This window comes from Actinoalloteichus sp. GBA129-24, from assembly GCF_001941645.1.
Classification (GTDB): domain Bacteria; phylum Actinomycetota; class Actinomycetes; order Mycobacteriales; family Pseudonocardiaceae; genus Actinoalloteichus_A; species Actinoalloteichus_A fjordicus.
This window is the reverse complement of the sequence record NZ_CP016077.1, coordinates 2,608,926-2,626,736: the sequence shown is the minus strand read 5'-3', so window position 1 is coordinate 2,626,736 and position 17,811 is coordinate 2,608,926. Positions and strand designations below refer to the sequence as shown.

Annotated in this window: 17 protein-coding genes; 5 read left to right on the top strand and 12 right to left on the bottom strand. The window is 70.9% G+C overall.

Annotated elements, in window-relative coordinates; all coding sequences use genetic code 11:
* Positions 1 to 43 precede the first annotated feature (43 nt).
* Positions 44 to 1,297 (bottom strand): aspartate aminotransferase family protein, encoded by a 1,254-nt coding sequence (locus tag UA75_RS11770; protein WP_075743698.1) that lies wholly within the window; start codon positions 1,295 to 1,297, stop codon positions 44 to 46.
* Between the two features lie 97 nt (positions 1,298 to 1,394).
* On the opposite strand from UA75_RS11770, the gene UA75_RS11765 reads away from it, so the two are divergent.
* Positions 1,395 to 2,864, top strand: coding sequence for an NAD-dependent succinate-semialdehyde dehydrogenase (locus tag UA75_RS11765; RefSeq protein ID WP_075740280.1), 1,470 nt, complete (start codon positions 1,395 to 1,397; stop codon positions 2,862 to 2,864).
* 295 nt (positions 2,865 to 3,159) lie between these two features.
* On the opposite strand, the gene UA75_RS11760 is transcribed toward UA75_RS11765, so the two are convergent.
* Genes UA75_RS11760 through UA75_RS11745 form a run of 4 tightly spaced genes read right to left on the bottom strand, consistent with a single transcriptional unit; the run spans position 3,160 to position 5,910 of the window.
* Positions 3,160 to 3,840 carry a GntR family transcriptional regulator gene (locus tag UA75_RS11760; protein ID WP_198042995.1) on the bottom strand — a complete coding sequence of 227 codons (681 nt, stop codon included), beginning with the start codon at positions 3,838 to 3,840 and terminating at the stop codon, positions 3,160 to 3,162.
* Between the two features lie 3 nt (positions 3,841 to 3,843).
* The gene (locus UA75_RS11755; RefSeq protein ID WP_157434129.1) at positions 3,844 to 4,566 is read right to left on the bottom strand and encodes a maleate cis-trans isomerase; all 723 of its coding nucleotides are present in this window, start codon (positions 4,564 to 4,566) and stop codon (positions 3,844 to 3,846) included.
* Between the two features lie 47 nt (positions 4,567 to 4,613).
* Positions 4,614 to 5,372 carry an Asp/Glu racemase gene (locus UA75_RS11750; RefSeq protein ID WP_075740279.1) on the bottom strand — a complete coding sequence of 253 codons (759 nt, stop codon included), beginning with the start codon at positions 5,370 to 5,372 and terminating at the stop codon, positions 4,614 to 4,616.
* Between the two features lie 43 nt (positions 5,373 to 5,415).
* On the bottom strand, positions 5,416 to 5,910 hold the full coding sequence (locus UA75_RS11745; RefSeq protein WP_075740278.1) for a DUF3830 family protein: 495 nt from the start codon (positions 5,908 to 5,910) through the stop codon (positions 5,416 to 5,418).
* Between the two features lie 231 nt (positions 5,911 to 6,141).
* On the opposite strand from UA75_RS11745, the gene UA75_RS11740 reads away from it, so the two are divergent.
* Positions 6,142 to 7,122, top strand: a complete 981-nt coding sequence (locus tag UA75_RS11740; protein WP_075740277.1) for a D-2-hydroxyacid dehydrogenase — start codon at positions 6,142 to 6,144, stop codon at positions 7,120 to 7,122.
* Between the two features lie 54 nt (positions 7,123 to 7,176).
* Positions 7,177 to 8,589, top strand: coding sequence for an amidase (locus UA75_RS11735; protein WP_075740276.1), 1,413 nt, complete (start codon positions 7,177 to 7,179; stop codon positions 8,587 to 8,589).
* Between the two features lie 257 nt (positions 8,590 to 8,846).
* On the opposite strand, the gene UA75_RS11730 is transcribed toward UA75_RS11735, so the two are convergent.
* Positions 8,847 to 9,785 carry an alpha/beta hydrolase gene (locus UA75_RS11730; protein ID WP_075740275.1) on the bottom strand — a complete coding sequence of 313 codons (939 nt, stop codon included), beginning with the start codon at positions 9,783 to 9,785 and terminating at the stop codon, positions 8,847 to 8,849.
* Positions 9,786 to 9,885: 100 nt separating this feature from the next.
* Here UA75_RS11730 and UA75_RS11725 point away from each other — a divergent pair, with 100 nt between their 5' ends.
* Positions 9,886 to 10,434 carry a TetR/AcrR family transcriptional regulator gene (locus tag UA75_RS11725; RefSeq protein ID WP_083683137.1) on the top strand — a complete coding sequence of 183 codons (549 nt, stop codon included), beginning with the start codon at positions 9,886 to 9,888 and terminating at the stop codon, positions 10,432 to 10,434.
* A gap of 231 nt (positions 10,435 to 10,665) precedes the next feature.
* Positions 10,666 to 11,148 (top strand): OsmC family protein, encoded by a 483-nt coding sequence (locus UA75_RS11720; protein ID WP_075740273.1) that lies wholly within the window; start codon positions 10,666 to 10,668, stop codon positions 11,146 to 11,148.
* A gap of 254 nt (positions 11,149 to 11,402) precedes the next feature.
* Here the strand turns inward: UA75_RS11720 and UA75_RS11715 are convergent, their stop codons facing one another.
* The 6 genes from UA75_RS11715 to UA75_RS11690 form a co-directional block, all read right to left on the bottom strand.
* Entirely contained in the window at positions 11,403 to 12,842 is a 1,440-nt protein-coding gene (locus UA75_RS11715) for an aldehyde dehydrogenase family protein (RefSeq protein WP_075740272.1), read from the bottom strand.
* A gap of 43 nt (positions 12,843 to 12,885) precedes the next feature.
* A complete protein-coding gene (locus UA75_RS32760; RefSeq protein WP_157434128.1) occupies positions 12,886 to 13,188 on the bottom strand; it encodes a hypothetical protein in 303 nt (100 codons plus the stop codon).
* Between the two features lie 469 nt (positions 13,189 to 13,657).
* Positions 13,658 to 14,713, bottom strand: coding sequence for a hypothetical protein (locus UA75_RS11705; protein WP_157434127.1), 1,056 nt, complete (start codon positions 14,711 to 14,713; stop codon positions 13,658 to 13,660).
* 182 nt (positions 14,714 to 14,895) lie between these two features.
* Positions 14,896 to 16,152, bottom strand: a complete 1,257-nt coding sequence (locus tag UA75_RS11700) for an SPFH domain-containing protein (RefSeq protein WP_075740269.1) — start codon at positions 16,150 to 16,152, stop codon at positions 14,896 to 14,898.
* 58 nt (positions 16,153 to 16,210) lie between these two features.
* Positions 16,211 to 16,642: an NfeD family protein gene (locus tag UA75_RS11695; protein WP_075740268.1), complete on the bottom strand. Its 432-nt coding sequence runs from the start codon at positions 16,640 to 16,642 to the stop codon at positions 16,211 to 16,213.
* Between the two features lie 255 nt (positions 16,643 to 16,897).
* Positions 16,898 to 17,731, bottom strand: a complete 834-nt coding sequence (locus UA75_RS11690; RefSeq protein ID WP_075740267.1) for a DUF3097 domain-containing protein — start codon at positions 17,729 to 17,731, stop codon at positions 16,898 to 16,900.
* Positions 17,732 to 17,811 lie beyond the last annotated feature (80 nt).

Here is a 17,811-nt window from a genome sequence, read left to right as displayed (position 1 = left end):
TCGTGACGCGGCACGCCCAGCCGGTCCGGCGGCGGCGCGGTGGTCAGCCCAGCCCGGCGGCGACCGCCTTGGACCAGATCTCCAGACCCTGATCGATCTGGGCCTCGTCGACGACCAGCGGCGGGATCATCCGGACCACGTTGCCGTGCGGACCGCAGGTGAGCAGCAGCAGGCCGAGGTCGGCTGCCGCCCGATGCACGCGGTTCGCCGTGTCCGGGGCGGGAGACCCGTCGGACTCGACGAACTCGGAGGCCACCATCAGGCCGAGGCCGCGCACGTCGCCGACGGCCGCATGGTCGGCCGCGATCCGGCGGGAACCGGCCAGCAGTCGCTCACCGGTACGGGCCGCGTTCTCGACGAGCCCCTCCTCCAGGATGACCTCCAGGGTCGCCACGGCGGCGGCGCAGGACACGGCGTTGCCACCGTAGGTGCCGCCCTGCGAACCGGGCAGGCCACGGCTCATCAGCTCGGTGCTCGCGGCGATCGCGGAGAGGGGGAAGCCGCTGGCCAGTCCCTTGGCGGTGATCAGGATGTCGGGCTCGACGCCGAAGTGCTGGTGTCCCCAGAATCGGCCGGTCCGACCGAATCCGGTCTGCACCTCGTCGAACACGAGCAGGATGCCGTGCCGGTCGGCCCGCTCGCGAAGGCCCGCCAGGAACCCGGGCGGCGCGGGGACGTAGCCGCCCTCACCGAGGACCGGCTCGACGAAGAACGCGGCGATGTCGGCGGCGGGGCTGGCGGTGAGCAGCAGATAGTCGAGTTCCCGCAGGGCGAAGTCGACGGCCTCCTGTTCGGACCATCCGTAACGGTAGGCGTAGGGGAACGGCGCCACGGTGACACCGGGGACCAGCGGTCCGATGCCTGCCCGGATCTTGGCTCCGGAAGTGGTCAGTGACGCGGCGCCGAAGGTCCGGCCGTGGAAGGAGCCCTGGAACACCACCACGTTCTGCCTGCCGCTCGCCTGCCGCGACAGTCGCAGGGCCGCCTCCACCGCCTCGCTGCCGGAGTTGACGTAGAACAGCGAGTCGAGCCCGGTGGGCAGCACCTCGCCCAGCCGTTCGGTCAGCGTGAGCAGCGGCTGGTGCATGACGGTGGTGTACTGGCCGTGGATCAGCGTGGCGACCTGCTGCTGCGCGGCCGCGACGACCTTCGGGTGACAGTGTCCGGTGCTCGTGACGCCGATCCCGGCGGTGAAGTCGAGGAAACGCCTACCGTCGTGGTCATAGAGGTAGACGCCCTCTCCTCGGGCGACCTGCACCGGAGTTGCCTGCTTGAGCAGTGGCGACAACTGAGCCATGATCACTCCCCAACTGTAGGATTGTCGACAATCTATCTCCCTCATGCAACCATCGACCGTGGTCGCGTGTCCACACCTACCCAGGGAGGGTTCCGGCATGACGAGCGTCGAGTCGGTCCTGAAGAAGACTCCGAAAGACCTGTTCATCGGAGGCAGATGGGTGCCCGCCTCGGGCGGCCGGACCTTCGACGTCGACGATCCGGCCACCGGCGAGGTGCTGTGCTCGGTCGCCGACGCCACTCCCGCCGACGGCGTCGCCGCTCTGGACGCCGCCGTGGCGGCGCAGCCCGCCTGGGCCGCCCATCCGCCCAGGGAACGCGGCGAGATCCTGCGCCGCGCCTTCGAGCTGTTGACCACGCGGATCGACGACCTCGCCCTGCTGATGACCTCGGAGATGGGCAAACCGCTTGCCGACTCCCGCGCGGAGATCACCTACGCCGCCGAGTTCTTCCGCTGGTTCTCCGAGGAGGCCGTGCGGATCGACGGCGGATACCAGGTCGCGCCGAACGGCACCGGCCGCTTTCTGGTGATGCGCCAGCCGGTCGGGCCGTGCCTCTTCGTCACGCCGTGGAACTTCCCGATGGCGATGGGCACCCGCAAGATCGGTCCCGCCATCGCGGCGGGCTGCACCAGCGTGATCAAGCCTGCCCACCAGACGCCCCTGTCGATGCTGGCGCTCGCGGAGATCCTGCAGGAGGCGGGGCTGCCCGACGGCGTCCTCAACGTGGTGCCCGCCGTGGGAGCAGGCGAGCTGATGGAGCCGCTGATCCGCGACGGCCGGGCCCGCAAGATCTCCTTCACCGGCTCGACCGCCGTCGGCCGCCGACTGATCGAGCAGTCCGCCGAGCAGGTGCTGCGGGTGTCGATGGAACTCGGCGGCAACGCCCCGTTCCTCGTCTTCGACGACGCCGACCTGGACAAGGCCGTGGACGGCGCGATGCTGGCCAAGATGCGCAACATGGGCGAGGCCTGCACCGCGGCCAACCGCATCTACGCCCAGGCCGGGATCGCCGAGGAGTTCGGCAGGAGACTGGCCGAGCGGATGGGGGCGCTGCGCGTCGGCCATGGCGCAGCGGACGGCGTGCAGGTCGGGCCGCTGATCGACGCCAAGGCCAGGACCAAGGTCACCGAGCTGGTCTCCGACGCCGTCGACCGGGGCGCGAAGGTCGTCATCGGCGGCAAGGCGCCCAAGGGCGACGGCTACGACGGGGGTTACTTCTACTCCCCCACCGTGCTCACCGACGTCCCGACCGACGCGCGGATGGCCACCGAGGAGATCTTCGGGCCGGTCGCTCCGATCAGCGTCTTCCAGACGGAGCAGGAGGCGTTGGAGTTGGCGAACGACACCGAGTACGGGCTGGTCAGCTACGTGTTCACCACGGATCTGGCGCGCGGGCTTCGGATGTCGGAAGGCCTGGAGACCGGCATGGTCGGCCTCAATCAGGGCATCGTGTCCAACCCGGCGGCACCGTTCGGCGGAGTCAAGCACTCCGGGCTCGGCCGAGAGGGCGGCAGCACCGGAATCGACGAGTTCCTGGAGACCAAGCTGGTCGCCATCGCGACCTGATTCTCTCTCTGCCGGTCCGGTCGAGGATCGACGTCGGCGCCGGGCGGTCCGTCACCGGGACCGCCCGGTGCCGCGTTCGCGGCCTCGGGGCGGCGGGGCGGCGGGGCGGCGGGCGTATTCCTCAGGACAGCTGATCGCAGCGGGAACGCGCGGACGCGGGAACGCCGCCAGATCGCCGGAGGCCGAAGTGGCGAGGTGGTCGAGGGCACGGCGTGGTCCTTGGCATCCGGGCCGCAGGCGGACTGCGGGCAGCAGCCGACGCCCGTGCAGCATCAGCCGGTCGGGCGACAGCAGTTCAGCGGTGCCGGGTCAGACGGTCGACGGCCTCGGTCATGTGCGCCTCCAGGCTGCTCAGCAGCAGTTCCTCGTCGCCTGCCTCGATGGCGTCGACCAGGCCGCGATGCTCGTCGATCGTGTCCCCGGAGTGCCGGGTCGTGCCCTGCAGCGCGAGCAGGCACATGCGAGTCTCGACCAGCAGCGTCTCGGCCATCCGCTCCAGGCGGGGACTGCCGGAGGCCGACACGAGGGTCTGGTGGAAGTAGTGATCGGCGTCGGTGAGCGCGTCGGCGTCCGCCGAGGCGGCGGCCGTGGCCATCTGGGCGTGTGCGGCACGCAGCCGGGACACCGCGGCGGCCCGATCCCCCTCCAATATCCGCCTGCAGGCGGCGCGCTCGATCGCCGACCGCGCCCGGTAGATGTCCCGCACGTCGTCGTCATCGAGGTCGATGACGAACAGTCCTCGGTGCGGCTCGCTGCGCAACAGACCCTCCTGCACCAGACGCTGCATCGCCTCCCGAAGCGGTCCCCGACTCACTCCGAGCCTGTTCGCGAGGTCGATCTCGCCCAGCTGGCCGCCGGGAGGCAGCTCGCCCCTGGTGATCGCGGTGCGGAGCTGCTCCGCGACGATCTCAGCGGTCGATCTCCTGGTCAGCGGCGCCAGTCCGCTGGTCGTCGGATGGGTGTCGACGGTCACCATCTGTCACTCCGTTCTCCGGCCGGACAACACGCCCAGGCCTCGTGGCGCTGCCCGCCCTACCAGGCGAAGACCCTCCCACACGCTCACCTGGTTGGCGGTCAGCACCGGTTTGCCCACCCGCTCGGTGAGTTCGTCGAGCAGCGTCGCGGTGTGCAGGGCGGTGTCCGGGACGAGCACGGCCTCGGCGTCGGGATGATCATGACCTGCCACGAAGTCGAGCACGTCGGCCCGCTCGAGAGTGCCCACCTCCGCCGCCGTCACGATGCCCCGGCTGGCCAGCGACACGACCTCGACGCCGTCGCGCGCGAGGAATCCCGCGAAGCAGTTCGCGACGTCGACCGGATAGGTCGCCGCGACCGCCACCCGGCGCAGCTCCAGCGCCCGCAGCGCCCGGACGAACGCGAAGGAGGTGCTGGAGGCCGGCACGCCCGCCGCCTCGGCCAGCCGCTCCACCTGAAGCGTCGCCCCGTCCCAGCCGAAGACGAAGCTGCCGCTGGTGCAGGCCCAGACCACCGCGGCGATCTCACGATCCCGCAGGGCGGCGGCCCCCTCGGCCAGCACGTCGTCGCCGCCGATGTCGAGCAGCGCGTCGACGCGGTGGGCGTCCTCGCGCATCTCGGTGTGCACCAGGGGCAGTCGCACGTCGTCGTCGATCAGGCGTTCCAGCGTCGGATAATCGTCCTCGGCGCTGTAGCCCGGGTACAGGAATCCCACCGTCACGGCCACCCGTGCCTCCGATCCTCAACGGGCAGATTGTCGACAATCCTACCGGGTCAGGCCGCCGGGAGATGCGCCTGCCGGAAGAGAAGCTGGTCCACGGCCACCGACTCCCTGTTGAGCAGGCGCAATGCGCCCCACATGGTCACCTGGTTCGCGGTGAGCACCGGCTTGCCCAGCGCACGCTCCAGCAGCGGAATGATGTCGTAGGTGGGCAGGTTCGTGCAGCTCACGAACATCGCCTCCGCCTCGGGCCGGTCCGCCGCACGCACGATCTCCATGACCTCCTGGTAGGACACCTTCCAGATCTGGCCGAGCAGCCCGAGGCCCTGACAGGAGACCGCCTCGATGTCGTACTCGCCGAGGAAAGTGCTCAACCGGTCGTTGATCGCCCCGATGTACGGGGTGGCGATCGCCACCTTGCCTACCCCCAGCACGCGCAGCGCCTCGACCAGGGCGCCGGAGGTGGTGACGGCGGCGGGCGCACCCGCCTCCAGCATGATCGTGGTCAAGGCGTGCTCGCCGAGCGACCCGTTCACGAAGCTGCCCGAGGTGCAGGCGTAGGCGACCACCTTGGGCTCAGGCGTGAGCAGATCACGGGTCGCCCCGTGCACTGCCTGCTCGTCGCTGATCATGGCCGCCATCTCCACGGTGACCGGCACCGGGACGTAGGGGACCCTGGTCATGTGCAGGGTGACCTGATCGGGCACCCAGCGCCACAGCTCGCGATCGAGCGCGAAGTCGAACGGCGCGACGATCCCGATCCCGTCGTCCGGGTACGGGCCGTCGACCGTTCCGAAAGCCTCGGCCGCCATGGCGAGGTCGGCGTCCGGGTTCCTGGTCAGTCCGAGCCCCGAGTCAATCCGCGTGCCTGCGGTAGACCAGGCGCTCGCCGACCGCGCCGGACCGCCAGACGTCGTTGCACGCCTCGGCCATCTGCTCCAGGCCCTCGACGATCGTCGCGTAGACGTTGCCGGGCACCCAGCCGACGTCCCCGTTGAGCAGCAGGTTGTTCCGCCCGTAGAAGATCGCGAGATCGATCACGCCGGGCAGCTCGTGGATGTCCTTCTCCTCCTTGAAGCGGCGATCCAGCATGCCGCCCGCGAAGTCGAAATACATCACGTCGCCGGGGATGGGCGTGACGGTCGGGTTCTCCAGCCCCGGCGGCACCTCCGCGAAGCGCGGCACCATCGTGTAGACCTCGTTGCGCGCGTACTTCGCGTGGTAGATGTCGCCGCCCTGGGGCAGCGCCTGCCAGACGGCCTCGCAGGTCAGCGGGGCGTCCTTGTCCAGTAGCTCGGCCACACAGGACACGCCGCGCTTGGTGAGCTCGATCTGGATGTATCGGGGCATAGCAGAGACCTTTCGGGCGATCGTGTCGGACGGGACACTTGTCGGGTCGGTTCGGCAGACTCGTGCGGGCCGAGGAACGGCCGTGTTCTCCGCGTGCCCGTCTGGCAGGTGCCCGTGGGTGCCGGTGCGGATTGTTGACAATCCTACGAGGCCTTCCTAGCGTGTCAATGCCCGAGCTGGTAGACCGATGGTCTCTTCGTGAACCGCCCCCGAACGACGGAGCCTTGCCGTATGTCGCCACTCGCCCGCCCGGTCGTCGCCGTCCTCCACGACGGCACCGACGTACTGCCGCCGTCGACCGAACTCGACCAGCTCGCCGACGTCCGACCCGCCGTCGCAGCCGAACTGGCGGACGTGCTGCCCGGCGCCGACGTGCTGTTGGCCTGGGATTTCTCTTCCGGCGCCGTCGAGCGAGCCTGGCATGCCGTCGACTCGCTGCGCTGGGTGCACACCGCGAGTGCGGGCGTGGACCGGCTGCTGTTCCCCGCTCTCCTCCAGGACTCCGACATCGTGCTCACCAACTCGCGGGGGGTCTTCGACCAGCCGATCGCCGAGTACGTGCTCGGCCTGGTCCTCGCCTTCGCCAAGGACCTGCCCACCACCGTCGACCTGCAACGGGAACACCGGTGGCAGCACCGCGAGACCGAGCGCATCGCAGGCCGCCGAGCCCTGGTCATCGGCACCGGCCCCATCGGACGAGCCACCGGCAGACTGTTGCGGGCGGCGGGACTGCTCGTCGAGGGAGTGGGACGCCGGGCGCGGGAGGACGACCCGGACCTGGGCCGAGTGCACGCCAGCGAGGACCTGCTCACCGCCCTGCCCGATGCCGACTTCATCGTCTGCGCGGCCCCGCTCACCCCGGCGACCCGAGGGATGATCGACGCCGCCGCGCTGGCCGCGATGCGGCCGGACGCGCGCTTCATCAACGTCGGGCGCGGCGCGCTGGTCGTGGAGGACGACCTGATCGCCGCGCTGGGGACGGGCGGACTGGCCGGAGCGGCCCTCGACGTCGTCGCCTCGGAGCCGCTGTCCTCGGACTCTCCGCTGTGGACGATGCCCGGCGTCGTCATCTCGCCGCACATGTCAGGGGACGTCAAGGGCTGGCGTTCTGAACTGCTGGCGCTCTTCCTGGCCAATCTTCGCCGGTACCGCGACGGCGAGGCGCTCGACAACGTGGTCGACAAGGCCAGGGGCTACGTCACCACCGGATGACCACCGCCCTGGCAGGCGGACAGGCGATCGACGACGTGTGAGGACGAGGAGGCAATGGTGGGCGAGGACCTGGCGGAGTCGACGGCAGGGCAGCTGCGAGCCGCCTTCGACCGAGGTGAGACGACGCCTCGGGAGGCGGCTGAGGCGGTGCTCGCCCGGATCGATCGCCTCGACGGGCAGGTCAACGCGTTCTGCCTCCTCGACGAGGCGACGACGCTGGCCGCGGCCGACGCGGCCACCGACCGGCTTCGCCGAGGCGTACCGCTGGGCCCGCTCGACGGCATCCCGGTCTCTATCAAGGACGTGCTGCTGACCAAGGGCTGGCCCACCATGCGGGGCTCGCGCAGTACCGACGTCTCGCAGCCCTGGGACGCCGACGGGCCCTCCGTGGCGCGGCTGCGGGAGCAGGGCGCGGTGTTCGTCGGCAAGACCACCACGCCCGAACTGGCGTGGAAGGGCGTCACCGACGGCCCGCTGACCGGGGTCACCCGCAATCCCTGGGACCCCGGCCGGACGGCGGGCGGCTCCAGCGGGGGCGGCGCGGCGGCCGTGGCGCTGGGCATGGCGCCGTTGACGCTGGGCACCGACGGCGGCGGATCGGTGCGCATTCCCGGCAGCTTCTGCGGGATCTTCGCACTGAAGCCCACCTACGGTCTGATCTCGCATTATCCGAGCAGCCCCTTCGGCACCCTGGCCCATGTCGGCCCGATGACCAGGACGGTCGCCGACGCCGCACTGCTGCTCGACGCGGTGGCGGTGCCCGATCCCCGGGACTGGTCGGCTCTCCCCGCGCCGACGACGCCCTTCGTCGAGACTCTCGGGGCGGGCGTGCGGGGCCTGCGGATCGCGTTCAGTCCCGACCTCGGCTACGTCGAGGTGGATCAGGAGGTCGCGGAGCAGGTCGCGGCGGCGGTCGAGGTGTTCGCCGAGCTCGGCGCCGTCGTGGAGCAGGTCGATCCCGGATTCACCGACCCGGTGACGGAGTTCCATACGCTGTGGTTCGCCGGTGCGGCGAAGTCGCTGGAGGCGCTGTCGGATCGGCAGCGGGCGAGACTCGACCCCGGCCTGCGGGAGATCGCCGAGCAGGGCGCCGAGTACTCGGCGCTGGACTACCTCACCGCCAACGCCTGCCGTGCCGCCCTCGGCGCGCTGATGGGCCGGTTCCACCAGCGCTACGACCTGCTGCTGACGCCGACGATGCCCATCCCCGCCTTCGAGGCGGGCCGCGAGTCGCCCGCCGGGTCGAGCGGGCCGAGGTGGACGAGCTGGACGCAGTTCACCTATCCCTTCAACATGACCCAGCAGCCCGCCGCGACCGTCCCCTGCGGATTCACCCGCGACGGCCTGCCGATCGGGCTCCAGGTGGTCGGACCCCGGCATGCCGACGCCGCCGTCCTGGCGGCCTGCCACGCCTTCGAGACGGCCAGGCCGTGGCAGGGCCGCCGTCCGGTGGTGGCGGGCGGCTGACGGGCCGCTCCGTCCCCGATCGGACCATCGGCGGCGACCCGGGGCCCGTCCCAGTGCGGGCTGGGCCCGGGGCAGGCCGGGCGGGCAGGGGTGGCGGTGCCGCCCGGCACGACGAGGCAGGCAGCAGGGCGCACGATCCGGCAGGGCCTGCCCGGCCCGCTCCCCCGCGAACGGCGTCGGATCTCACCGGAGAGAATGTGCCGCCCGGTGCCCGTCGGCCCGCCGCCGCGTCGGCATCGGCGGCCGAGGGGTCCGCCTCACGGCCGATCGCTCGGCCGGGACCCGGTCGCGTCCGCCGAACGGGGGTCCTCGGCGAGCAGGTCCACGAGCATCCGCATCCCGGCGGGCTCGATGGGAAAGTGCCCGGCGTCCGGCAGCAGCACCAGTCGTCGGGGTGCGGCGAGCCGCTCGAAGAAGGGCAGGCTGAGCTCCACCGGGGTCCAGCTGTCCGCCGCCGGATGCGCCAGGACGAACTCGGGAGCGGTGACCAGCTCCGGCTCCACGCTCGGGACCGCGTCGAGGAAGCTCCGCACGAAGCCCAGCGGCATCCGGTTGCCGCCGCCGCTGCGATCCCGCAGAACCAGATCGACCAGCGCCGGGATGTTGCTCATCGCCCGCATGTTCACCAGCAGGTGCAGCGGCAGCTCCACTCGCGCGAACGGTCCCGCCGCCCACCGCAGCACGGGTCTCGCGACGGCACCCAGCCACGGGGCACGGGCCGCCTTCCGCCGGACCCGAGCGTCGCGAGAGTCCACGAGACACGTGACGACGACCCGGTCGGCCAGGCCGGTCCGCACGGCGACCTCGTAGGCGATCATCCCGCTCATGCTGGCGCCGATCAACGTCAGCGGTCGTGCGTCATCGCGACGCTCGGCACGCAGCAGATCACCGGCCAGGTCGATCCAGTCCCGCAGCCGCACCGCACCCCGCCGAGGAGTCCGCGTCCGGCCGAAGCCGGGCAGGTCCGGAACGACCAGTTCGACGCCGCGACCGGCGAGCTGAGCCGCGATCGGCCACATCGCCGCCGCGTTGCCGCCCGCGCCGTGCAGCAGCAGCGCACGCCGGGGCGCGTCGGGTTCGCCCACCCGCTCGACATGAACGTCCATGTCCCGCCATCGCCACCAGGTGGTGCGACGGGCGGGCAGGGGGTCGGGGCACAGTTCATCGGGCAGTAAGGCCAGGTAGTCGTCATGCACACCGGTAGTCTTCGACGGGACGGACGCCCCGACAACTCGCATTGGGAAGATCATCGCCGAACCCCGCAGGACACCGCGCCAGCAGCGCTCACGGGACACGGTGGAGTTCATCCTGGAGGCGGCTGCTCAGCTTTTCGACCGGGACGGCCTTGCCGCGACCACGAATCACATCGCCGAACGCGCGGGTGTGTCCATCGGGACGGTGTACCAGTACTTCCCGAACAAGCAGGCCCTGCTCTACGCCTTGGCGCTGCGCCACGTCGAGGCGACCCGGGCTCGGCTGACTGTGGTGCTCGCCGAACTCCGCAGCCGCGAGCCGCCGTTCGCCGACACCATGGCCGTACTCGCGACCGAGGTCGCCGCGCTGCATCATGACCGACCCCGGCTGCACGCCCTGATGCACCGACACGCCCCCAGGGTGCCTGCGGGCCTCGCGGTGCTGGGTGCGCTGACCGACCGGTTGATCGCCGAGGTGGCTCATCACCTGCGTCGGTGCGGTCGAGGGGACGCGGACGCGACGGTGACCGCCGCGACCCTCGTTCATGCGCTGGACGCCCAGCTGCACCACGTCCTGCTCGACCGCTCCGACCAGGTCGATCGCCTCGTCACCCTGGCCCTCGCGATCACCGATGCCGAGCGGCCGGACTGATGCGCGACGATCAGCGGCCGGGGCGGCTGTCGAACTCCCGGCCCGGCCGTCCCCTGCCCGGCGGCCCGGACTGACCGGACTGACCATGGACACTGCGGAGCAGAATTCAGCAGCCGACGGCCCTCGATCGTCCGCCTGCGTCCCTCCTGGTCCGAGGGAGACCGTGAGCCGCGACGGACCAGTGGCGGCAGGATGACGCCCGAACAGATCCCGCAGAGAGAGGCGAGTCGGATGCCCCGCGAACACCACTACGAGGTCGCGGTGTCCTGGACCGGGAACACCGGCGCGGGCACCTCGGGTTATCGGGACTACGAGCGGTCGCACGACGTCGCCTCGGCCGGTCTGCCCGTCATCGAGGGCAGCGCCGACCCCGCGTTCGTCGGCGACCCGAGCCGGTGGAATCCCGAGCAGCTCCTCCTCGCGGCGTTGTCACAGTGCCACATGCTCAGCTACCTCGCGTTGTGCTCACTCGGCCGAGTCGTGGTCGTGGAGTACGTGGACTCCGCACGCGGGGTGATGCACGAATCTGCCCGCACCGGCGGCCGATTCACCGAGGTGGTCCTGGCACCGGTGGTCACCGTGACGAGTGTGTCCATGGTCGGCGAGGCAACCGACCTGCATCACCGGGCACACGAGACCTGCTTCATCGCCAATTCGGTGAACTTCCCCGTCCGGCACGCCCCGACGATCCGGGTGCGCCCGCCGCGCGGCTGAGCGCGCAGGCTCGTCGCGAGAGCGCACGACACGGGCCTGGTCGAGGCCCGGCGCGCAACACGCCGTCTACGGTTGCGACGGCACCGGCGAGGCTCGTCCGTGCCCGCGACCGCTCCCGTCGAGCCGCCCGAGCACACCGACGCGGCGTGGTGGCTGGTGGTGATTCCGCCGAGCAGCCGGGACTGCCCCCCGGCCGGTGTCCCGAGGCCGCGCCCGAACCGCGCACTTCGGGTCCGGCGCCTGTACCGAGGAGGTCAGTTCGGCTTCAGACTCGTCATGACGTGTTTGAAGCGGGTGTAGTCGTCGAGGCCGTGCCGAGAGACCCCGGTGCCGTGACCGGAGTGCCGGAAGCCGTTGTGCGGCATCTCGGCCGCCACGCTGCCGTGGGTGTTGACCCAGACGCTGCCGAAGGACAGTGCGGCGGCCACCCTGGCGGCCAGGGCGTTGTCCGCCGTCCAGACACTGGCCGCGCGGCCGTAGCGCACACCGTTGGCCAGCATCAGGGCGTCCTCGACGTCGGTGAAGCGCTGGACGGTCAGCACCGGGCCGAACACCTCGTTCTGCACCACCTCGTCGTCCTGGTGGACACCCGCGATCACGGTGGGACGGAAGTAGTAACCGCGCTCGCCCGTGGGCCCGCCGGTGGTGAGCACCTCGGCGTGGTCGGGGAGCCGTTGCAGGACTCCGTTGACCTGATCGAACTGGACCGCGTTGTTCAGCGGGCCGTAGTCGGCCGAGACGTCCTGCGGCGGCCCGGTGCGCAGTGCCTCAGCACGCACCACGATCTCGGCCAGCAGTTCGTCGTAGACGGCCTCGGCGGCCAGCACCCGAGTCGCCGACAGGCAGTCCTGCCCGCCGTTGGCGAAGGCGGCCCGGACCAGTCGAGCCGCCGTGTCGGGAACGTCCACGTCCCCGAACACCACCGCCGGGGCCTTGCCGCCCAGTCGGAGGTGCACCCGCTTGAGGTCGGAGGCCGCCGAGCCCGCGACCTCCATCCCCGACCGCACCGCGCCGGTCAGGGCGATCAGCCGGGGCGTCTCGTGCGCCACCATCGCCCGCCCGGTGTCCCGATCGCCGCAGATGACGTTGAACACACCGGCGGGCAGCACGGCTGCGGCGTGCTCGGCGAGCAGCAGGCTCGTCGTGGGCGTCGTCTCGGCAGGCTTGAGCACCACCGCGTTGCCTGCCGCCAGGGCGGGTGCCACGGAGGACGCGGCGAACACCAGCGGATGGCTGTGCGGGGTGACCTGCGCGCAGACGCCCAACGGCTCGCTATGCAGCATGGAGGCATGGCCTGCGAGGTACTCACCGCCTGCCGTCCCGTCCAGCACGCGTGCCGCGCCCGCGAAGAAGCGGATCTGGTCGACGGCCTGCGGAAGCTCCTCCTCGACGACCTGCCGCACCGGCTTCCCCGTCATCGCACACTCGGCGAACACGAAGTCGGCGGCGGCATCCTCCACGGAGTCGGCCAGCCGCAGCAGTGCCCGCTGCCGCTCAGCGGGCGTGGTGCCAGCCCAGATCTCCTGAGCCCGCTCGGCGCGACGCAGTGCGCCGTCGACGTCGGCCCATCGGCTCAGCCCGGCAGCGCCGAACTCCTCCTCGGTGCACGGATCGACCAACGGTGCAGTCTCACCGTCCACCGTGTCGACGTACTCGCCGCCGACGAAGTTGCGCAGCACCGCCGAACTGTCCACTGTCGACTCCGACCGTCGTCTGAGCGCGCCTCGGCGCGGATCGTCACTCCGCCTCGCCCGCCGCCTTGTGCACCGCGTCGACGAGCAGACCGAGTTCACCGCCCGCATGAGCGAGCCGTTCGGCCACCACACTGGCATGCCCGGACAGGTCTCCGCCGTAGCCGGTACTGCGCAGCCACTGCGTGATTCCGTCCAAGCCGTCGGCGGCACCGGTGACGGCCGCGGCCAGCCCGGCCACGATCCGCTCGATGTCGGCGAGACTGTGCATGGCGTTGGTGTCGGAGAGCTGATCGCCGAGCTGACGAGCGGCTTCGCCGACTTCCTGAGCGACATCTGCGGGGGGCATCGCGTCGTTCGTATCGACGTCCTTGACCCCGCGCCGCGGACCGGTGCGCGGGACCGGCTTGTAGCGAGCGGCCCTACCCGTCTGTCGATCCCGGTGCGTGGAGGCATCCATGAGTTGCGAGGGTAGTCCCCTTCGGGCGCATCGTGTGCAGACTCCCGTGCCCCCGATGATCGGCGAGTCGGGGCACGTGTGGATCACTCGGAGTGACCCCTGCTGATCAACGACGCTCTGATTGTCCTCCCGACGGGCGAAGCGGCGCAGGTCAGCGGGCAGGCAGTCCACTTCGGCGTGTCGTCGTCACCCAGGCGGACGCCTGCTGAACAGGCGTCGCCGTCTCGCAGTCGATCGTCGTCCCGCAGTCGTTCATCGCCTCCGCAGACTCGCAGGCGGCGAGCGCAGGACGCGTCCGTCCTGATCGACCCCGTCGGCGAGGACGCACTCCACAAGAACCGTCGCAGCGGCCGCGGAGTCAGTCTCGGCTACGGCTTACGGTCCCGGCCCTCGTCCCCTTCACGATCGTGGCACCGTGCCCGCTCGTCGGCCGGGCACCGCTCGTCGGCCCGGCCCCGGTCCTGGCCAGCGCGTCGACCAGGCGACGTCGCAACTCGTCGGGGCAGCCGTACCGCAGTGCCGCCGCCCAGGCCGACTCGACGTCGCCTTCCCAGATCAGGATCTCGATCAACACCGCCCGACGTCCTTGATCGCCTGCGGGATCCCGCAGCAGACCCAGGACCCGGTGCCGTTCGGCCTCCCAGCAGCCATGTTCCACCGCCACCGCCCGCAGTCGCCGATAGCCGTCCAGGCTCGGCGCCGCCGCGAACGCCTCCCACCGCAGGCGCAACGCCTGGTCGAACAGGCCTGCGGACCGACAGTGGCGCATCGCGAGGTCGAGCAGCGGCTCATCGGCTCCGGTGCCCCTGGTCGCCGCGAGTCCTCTCTCGACCCAGTCGAGGCACTCGCTGCCGCGCTCCCGCTGATGCAGCAGGACGGCGATGCGCAGGTACTGCCAGCCGGTTGAGAGATCCCTGGACAGTTGTAAGACCGTCAGATCGACGCAGCCGAGATGATCGGCCAACTCCTCGGTCATGCGCAGCACCGTCCGCCGTCGACGGTCCTGGAACTGAATGCCGCCATAGGGGACGACGGGCAGCCCGGCGCATTCGGCCTCGACCGTGTGACGGTAGGCGGCCAGGCCCGCCGCACCCAGTGCGTCCGCCCAGTCGACCAGCGCCGGATCGAACAGACCGGGTCGATCGAGCTGGAGCTTCAGCAGCCAGTCGGCCAACGGGGGTCCGGACCTGGCCCCGTGCCTACAGGCCTCGGCATGCGCGTCGAGCAACTCGTGGATCAGCCCGGTCTGGACCCTGTCCGGCGCCGCCTGCCACTGCTGCACAGCGAACAGCGCCGCCTCGCTCAGCTCGGCCGCCCGTGAGTGATCACCGGCGGCGAGGGCGGCAAAGACGAGGTCTCGATGCGCAGGAAGGGAACGCCGGGCCACCGGATCAATTCGCTCAGTCGCCGACACGTGATCATCAAACCGCACCGACACGCCGGCGTCAGGCCGGCTGCCGGGCGCTGAGGGTAACGATCTCGTCACCGGCGACGACCGGCCACCCGCCGACGTCCGAGGCAGGAGCAGGCACCGAGGCCCGTGGACCGCTCGGCCACGAAGGACGTGGCAGGACGGGGCCCCGGCACCGTCTGCTCTCAGCCGCGCGAGTCGCCCGATTCCGGCTGCTGACCCGGTGCAGGCTCACCCGTGCCCAACGGAGGCCGCTGCGCGGCTCCCGGCAGGGTCGGGCCGGTCGCAGGCGTGTCGACGGCGCGCGCGCTCGACCGAGCCGAACTGCCCAGACCGGACACCGGGCTGGGCACCTCCTTGCGCGCCACCTCCTCGGCGGCACGCACCGCCTCGGCGACCTTGGGGTCGGACGAGGTGTCGAACCAGCTCGCGATCGACTCGTCCTCCTCCTCCGGTCGCGATTCCGGAACGTCCTCCGTGGGCGGCTCGTAGCGGAAGACGCCGTCGTCGCCCTTGTCCCCGAGCATCCTGGCGAAGCCCTCCAGGGACTTGTTGAAGTCGCTGGGGATCACCCACACCTTGTTCGCGTCGCCCTGTGCCATCTGCGGCAGCGTCTGGAGGTACTGATAGGCCAGCAGCTCGGGAGTCGGCTTGCCCGCCTTGACGGCGGCGAAGACCTTCTCGATGGCCTTGGCCTGACCCTGCGCCTGAAGGTAGCGAGCCGCCCGCTCCCCCTGGGCACGCATGATGGCGGCCTGCCGTTCGCCCTCGGCGCCGAGGATGGCGGCCTGCTTGGCGCCCTCGGCACCGAGGATCTGGGACTGCTTCTGGCCCTCCGCCGTCTTGATCGCCGACTCCCGCTCGCCCTCGGCGGTGAGGATCATGGCACGCTTCTCCCGGTCGGCACGCATCTGCTTCTCCATCGAGTCCTGGATGGAGGGCGGCGGATCGATCGCCTTCAGCTCGACCCTGGCGACCCGGATGCCCCAGCGACCCGTCGCCTCGTCGAGGACGCCCCGCAACTGGCCGTTGATCTGGTCGCGGGAGGTCAACGTCTGTTCCAGAGTCATCCCGCCGACCACGTTGCGCAGCGTCGTGGTGGTCAACTGCTCGACGCCGATGATGTAGTCGGAGATCTCGTAGACCGCCGCACGCGGGTCCGTGACCTGGAAGTAGACCACCGTGTCGATGGAGACCGTCAGGTTGTCCTCGGTGATCACCGGCTGCGGCGGGAACGAGACCACCTGCTCGCGGAGGTCGATCCTGGCCCGCACCCGATCGAAGAAGGGCACCAGGAAGTTCAGTCCCGGCGCCGCCACGGTACGGAACCGTCCGAGTCTCTCGATCACAGCCGCGGTCGCCTGCGGAATCACCAGCACGGCCTGCGACACGACCGTGATGATCAGCAGCACGATCACTGCCAACACGATGAAGAGCGTCATCTTCCTTGAAACCTCCAGTGGAGACCGGACGCCCCGGATGAGCGGGCGGTCCCCTCGTTCACGGGGTGTCCCAGACCACGGCGGTCGCGCCGGAGATCTCCATGACGGTGACGATGCGGCCCTCTTCCAGGACCTGGGTCTCGTCGAGGCTGCGGGCCGACCAGACCTCGCCTGCCAGCTTGACCAGGCCGCCGTCGGCGTTCACCTCGGTCACGACCGTGGCCTTCTCGCCGACCAGGGCCTCGGCATTGGTCTTCGCGGTCAACTCGCCCCGGCCCATCCGCCTGCGCAGGACCGGCCGGGCGAGGACGACCAGTCCTACCGAGGAGAGGCCGAACACGATCACGTCGATCCACAGGGGCAGGCCCACCCCCGCCGAGATGGCGGCGATGAGCGCTCCGACGCCGAGCATCAGCATGACCAGGTTTCCGGACAGCACCTCGGCCGCGATGAGCAGTGCTCCCGCGATGACCCAGATCAGGGCTGCCATGGCTCCATGGTGGCAGACTCGGTGGACTCGGGTGTGACGAGAAGCACGGCGTGACCGGAGTGTGATCTTGATCTCGTACCCGGAAACCGGTGCGGCGGCGCAGGCGAGCGGCGCACTCGGCACGTCGACTCGCGGCAGCGCGGATCTCCCTGCCGGTCCCCGGCGGCCGGGCCTGTCGTTCCCGACACCGCTGCCGGGAACGGCGCCGATCCCGTCTGGGGCCGACGAGATCGGGGCGAACACGGCAGGGGGCTTTCAGTCCGAGTCGGGCCCGGTCACGAAGTCGATGAGGCGCTCGACGGCGCCGATCAACGGCGTCTCGAGATCGCGATAGCCGCGTACCCCCGCGAGCACCCGCCGCCAGCCTTCCGCAGGTTCTCCCCAGCCCAGCTCGGCGCAGACGCCCAGCTTCCACTCGATCCCCCTCGGGATCGAGGGCCAGGCATCGATGCCCACGGCCGAGGGTCGGACCGCCTCCCAGACGTCGACATACGGGTGGCCGGTGACCAGCACGTGCGGCGAGTCGACGGCCGCGACCAGTCGGGACTCCTTGCTGCCCGGCACCAGATGATCCACCAGCACGCCCACCCGACGATGCGACTGCGGGCCGAACTCCGCCAGCGCATCGGCCAGGTGATCGACGCCCTGCAACGGCTCGACGACGACGCCCTCCACACGCAGGTCGTGACCCCAGACCCGCTCCAACAGCTCGGCGTCGTGCACGCCCTCGACCCAGATCCGGCTCGCCCGCGCGGTCCTCGCCCGCAGGCCCTCGACCCGTACCGAGCCCGACGCCGAGCGCGTCCCCGCCGACGGCGGCGTCCGAGGCGGCACCGTCAACGTCACCGGCCTGCCCTCCAGCAGGAACCCCGCCGGTCGCAGCGGGAAGACCCGACGGACACCGTGCCGGTCCTCCAAGGTCACTCCGACGCGGTCGCAGTGCACGACGGCGCCGCAGAACCCGCCGACGTCCTCGACGACCAGGTCGATCGTGGCGGGCACCGTGGGCACCTCCGACACGGGCGCCCGGTCGCGTCGGCCGGCGAGAACGTCGGGGCCGTAGTCGGCGTTGCCGTAACGGGGAGTCACCCGATCGACCCTACGACCGAGGGTGCGCCGGGTCCATTCACCGGGCGTCGTGCGCGTCGGGACGGCGTGCGGGTAACCTC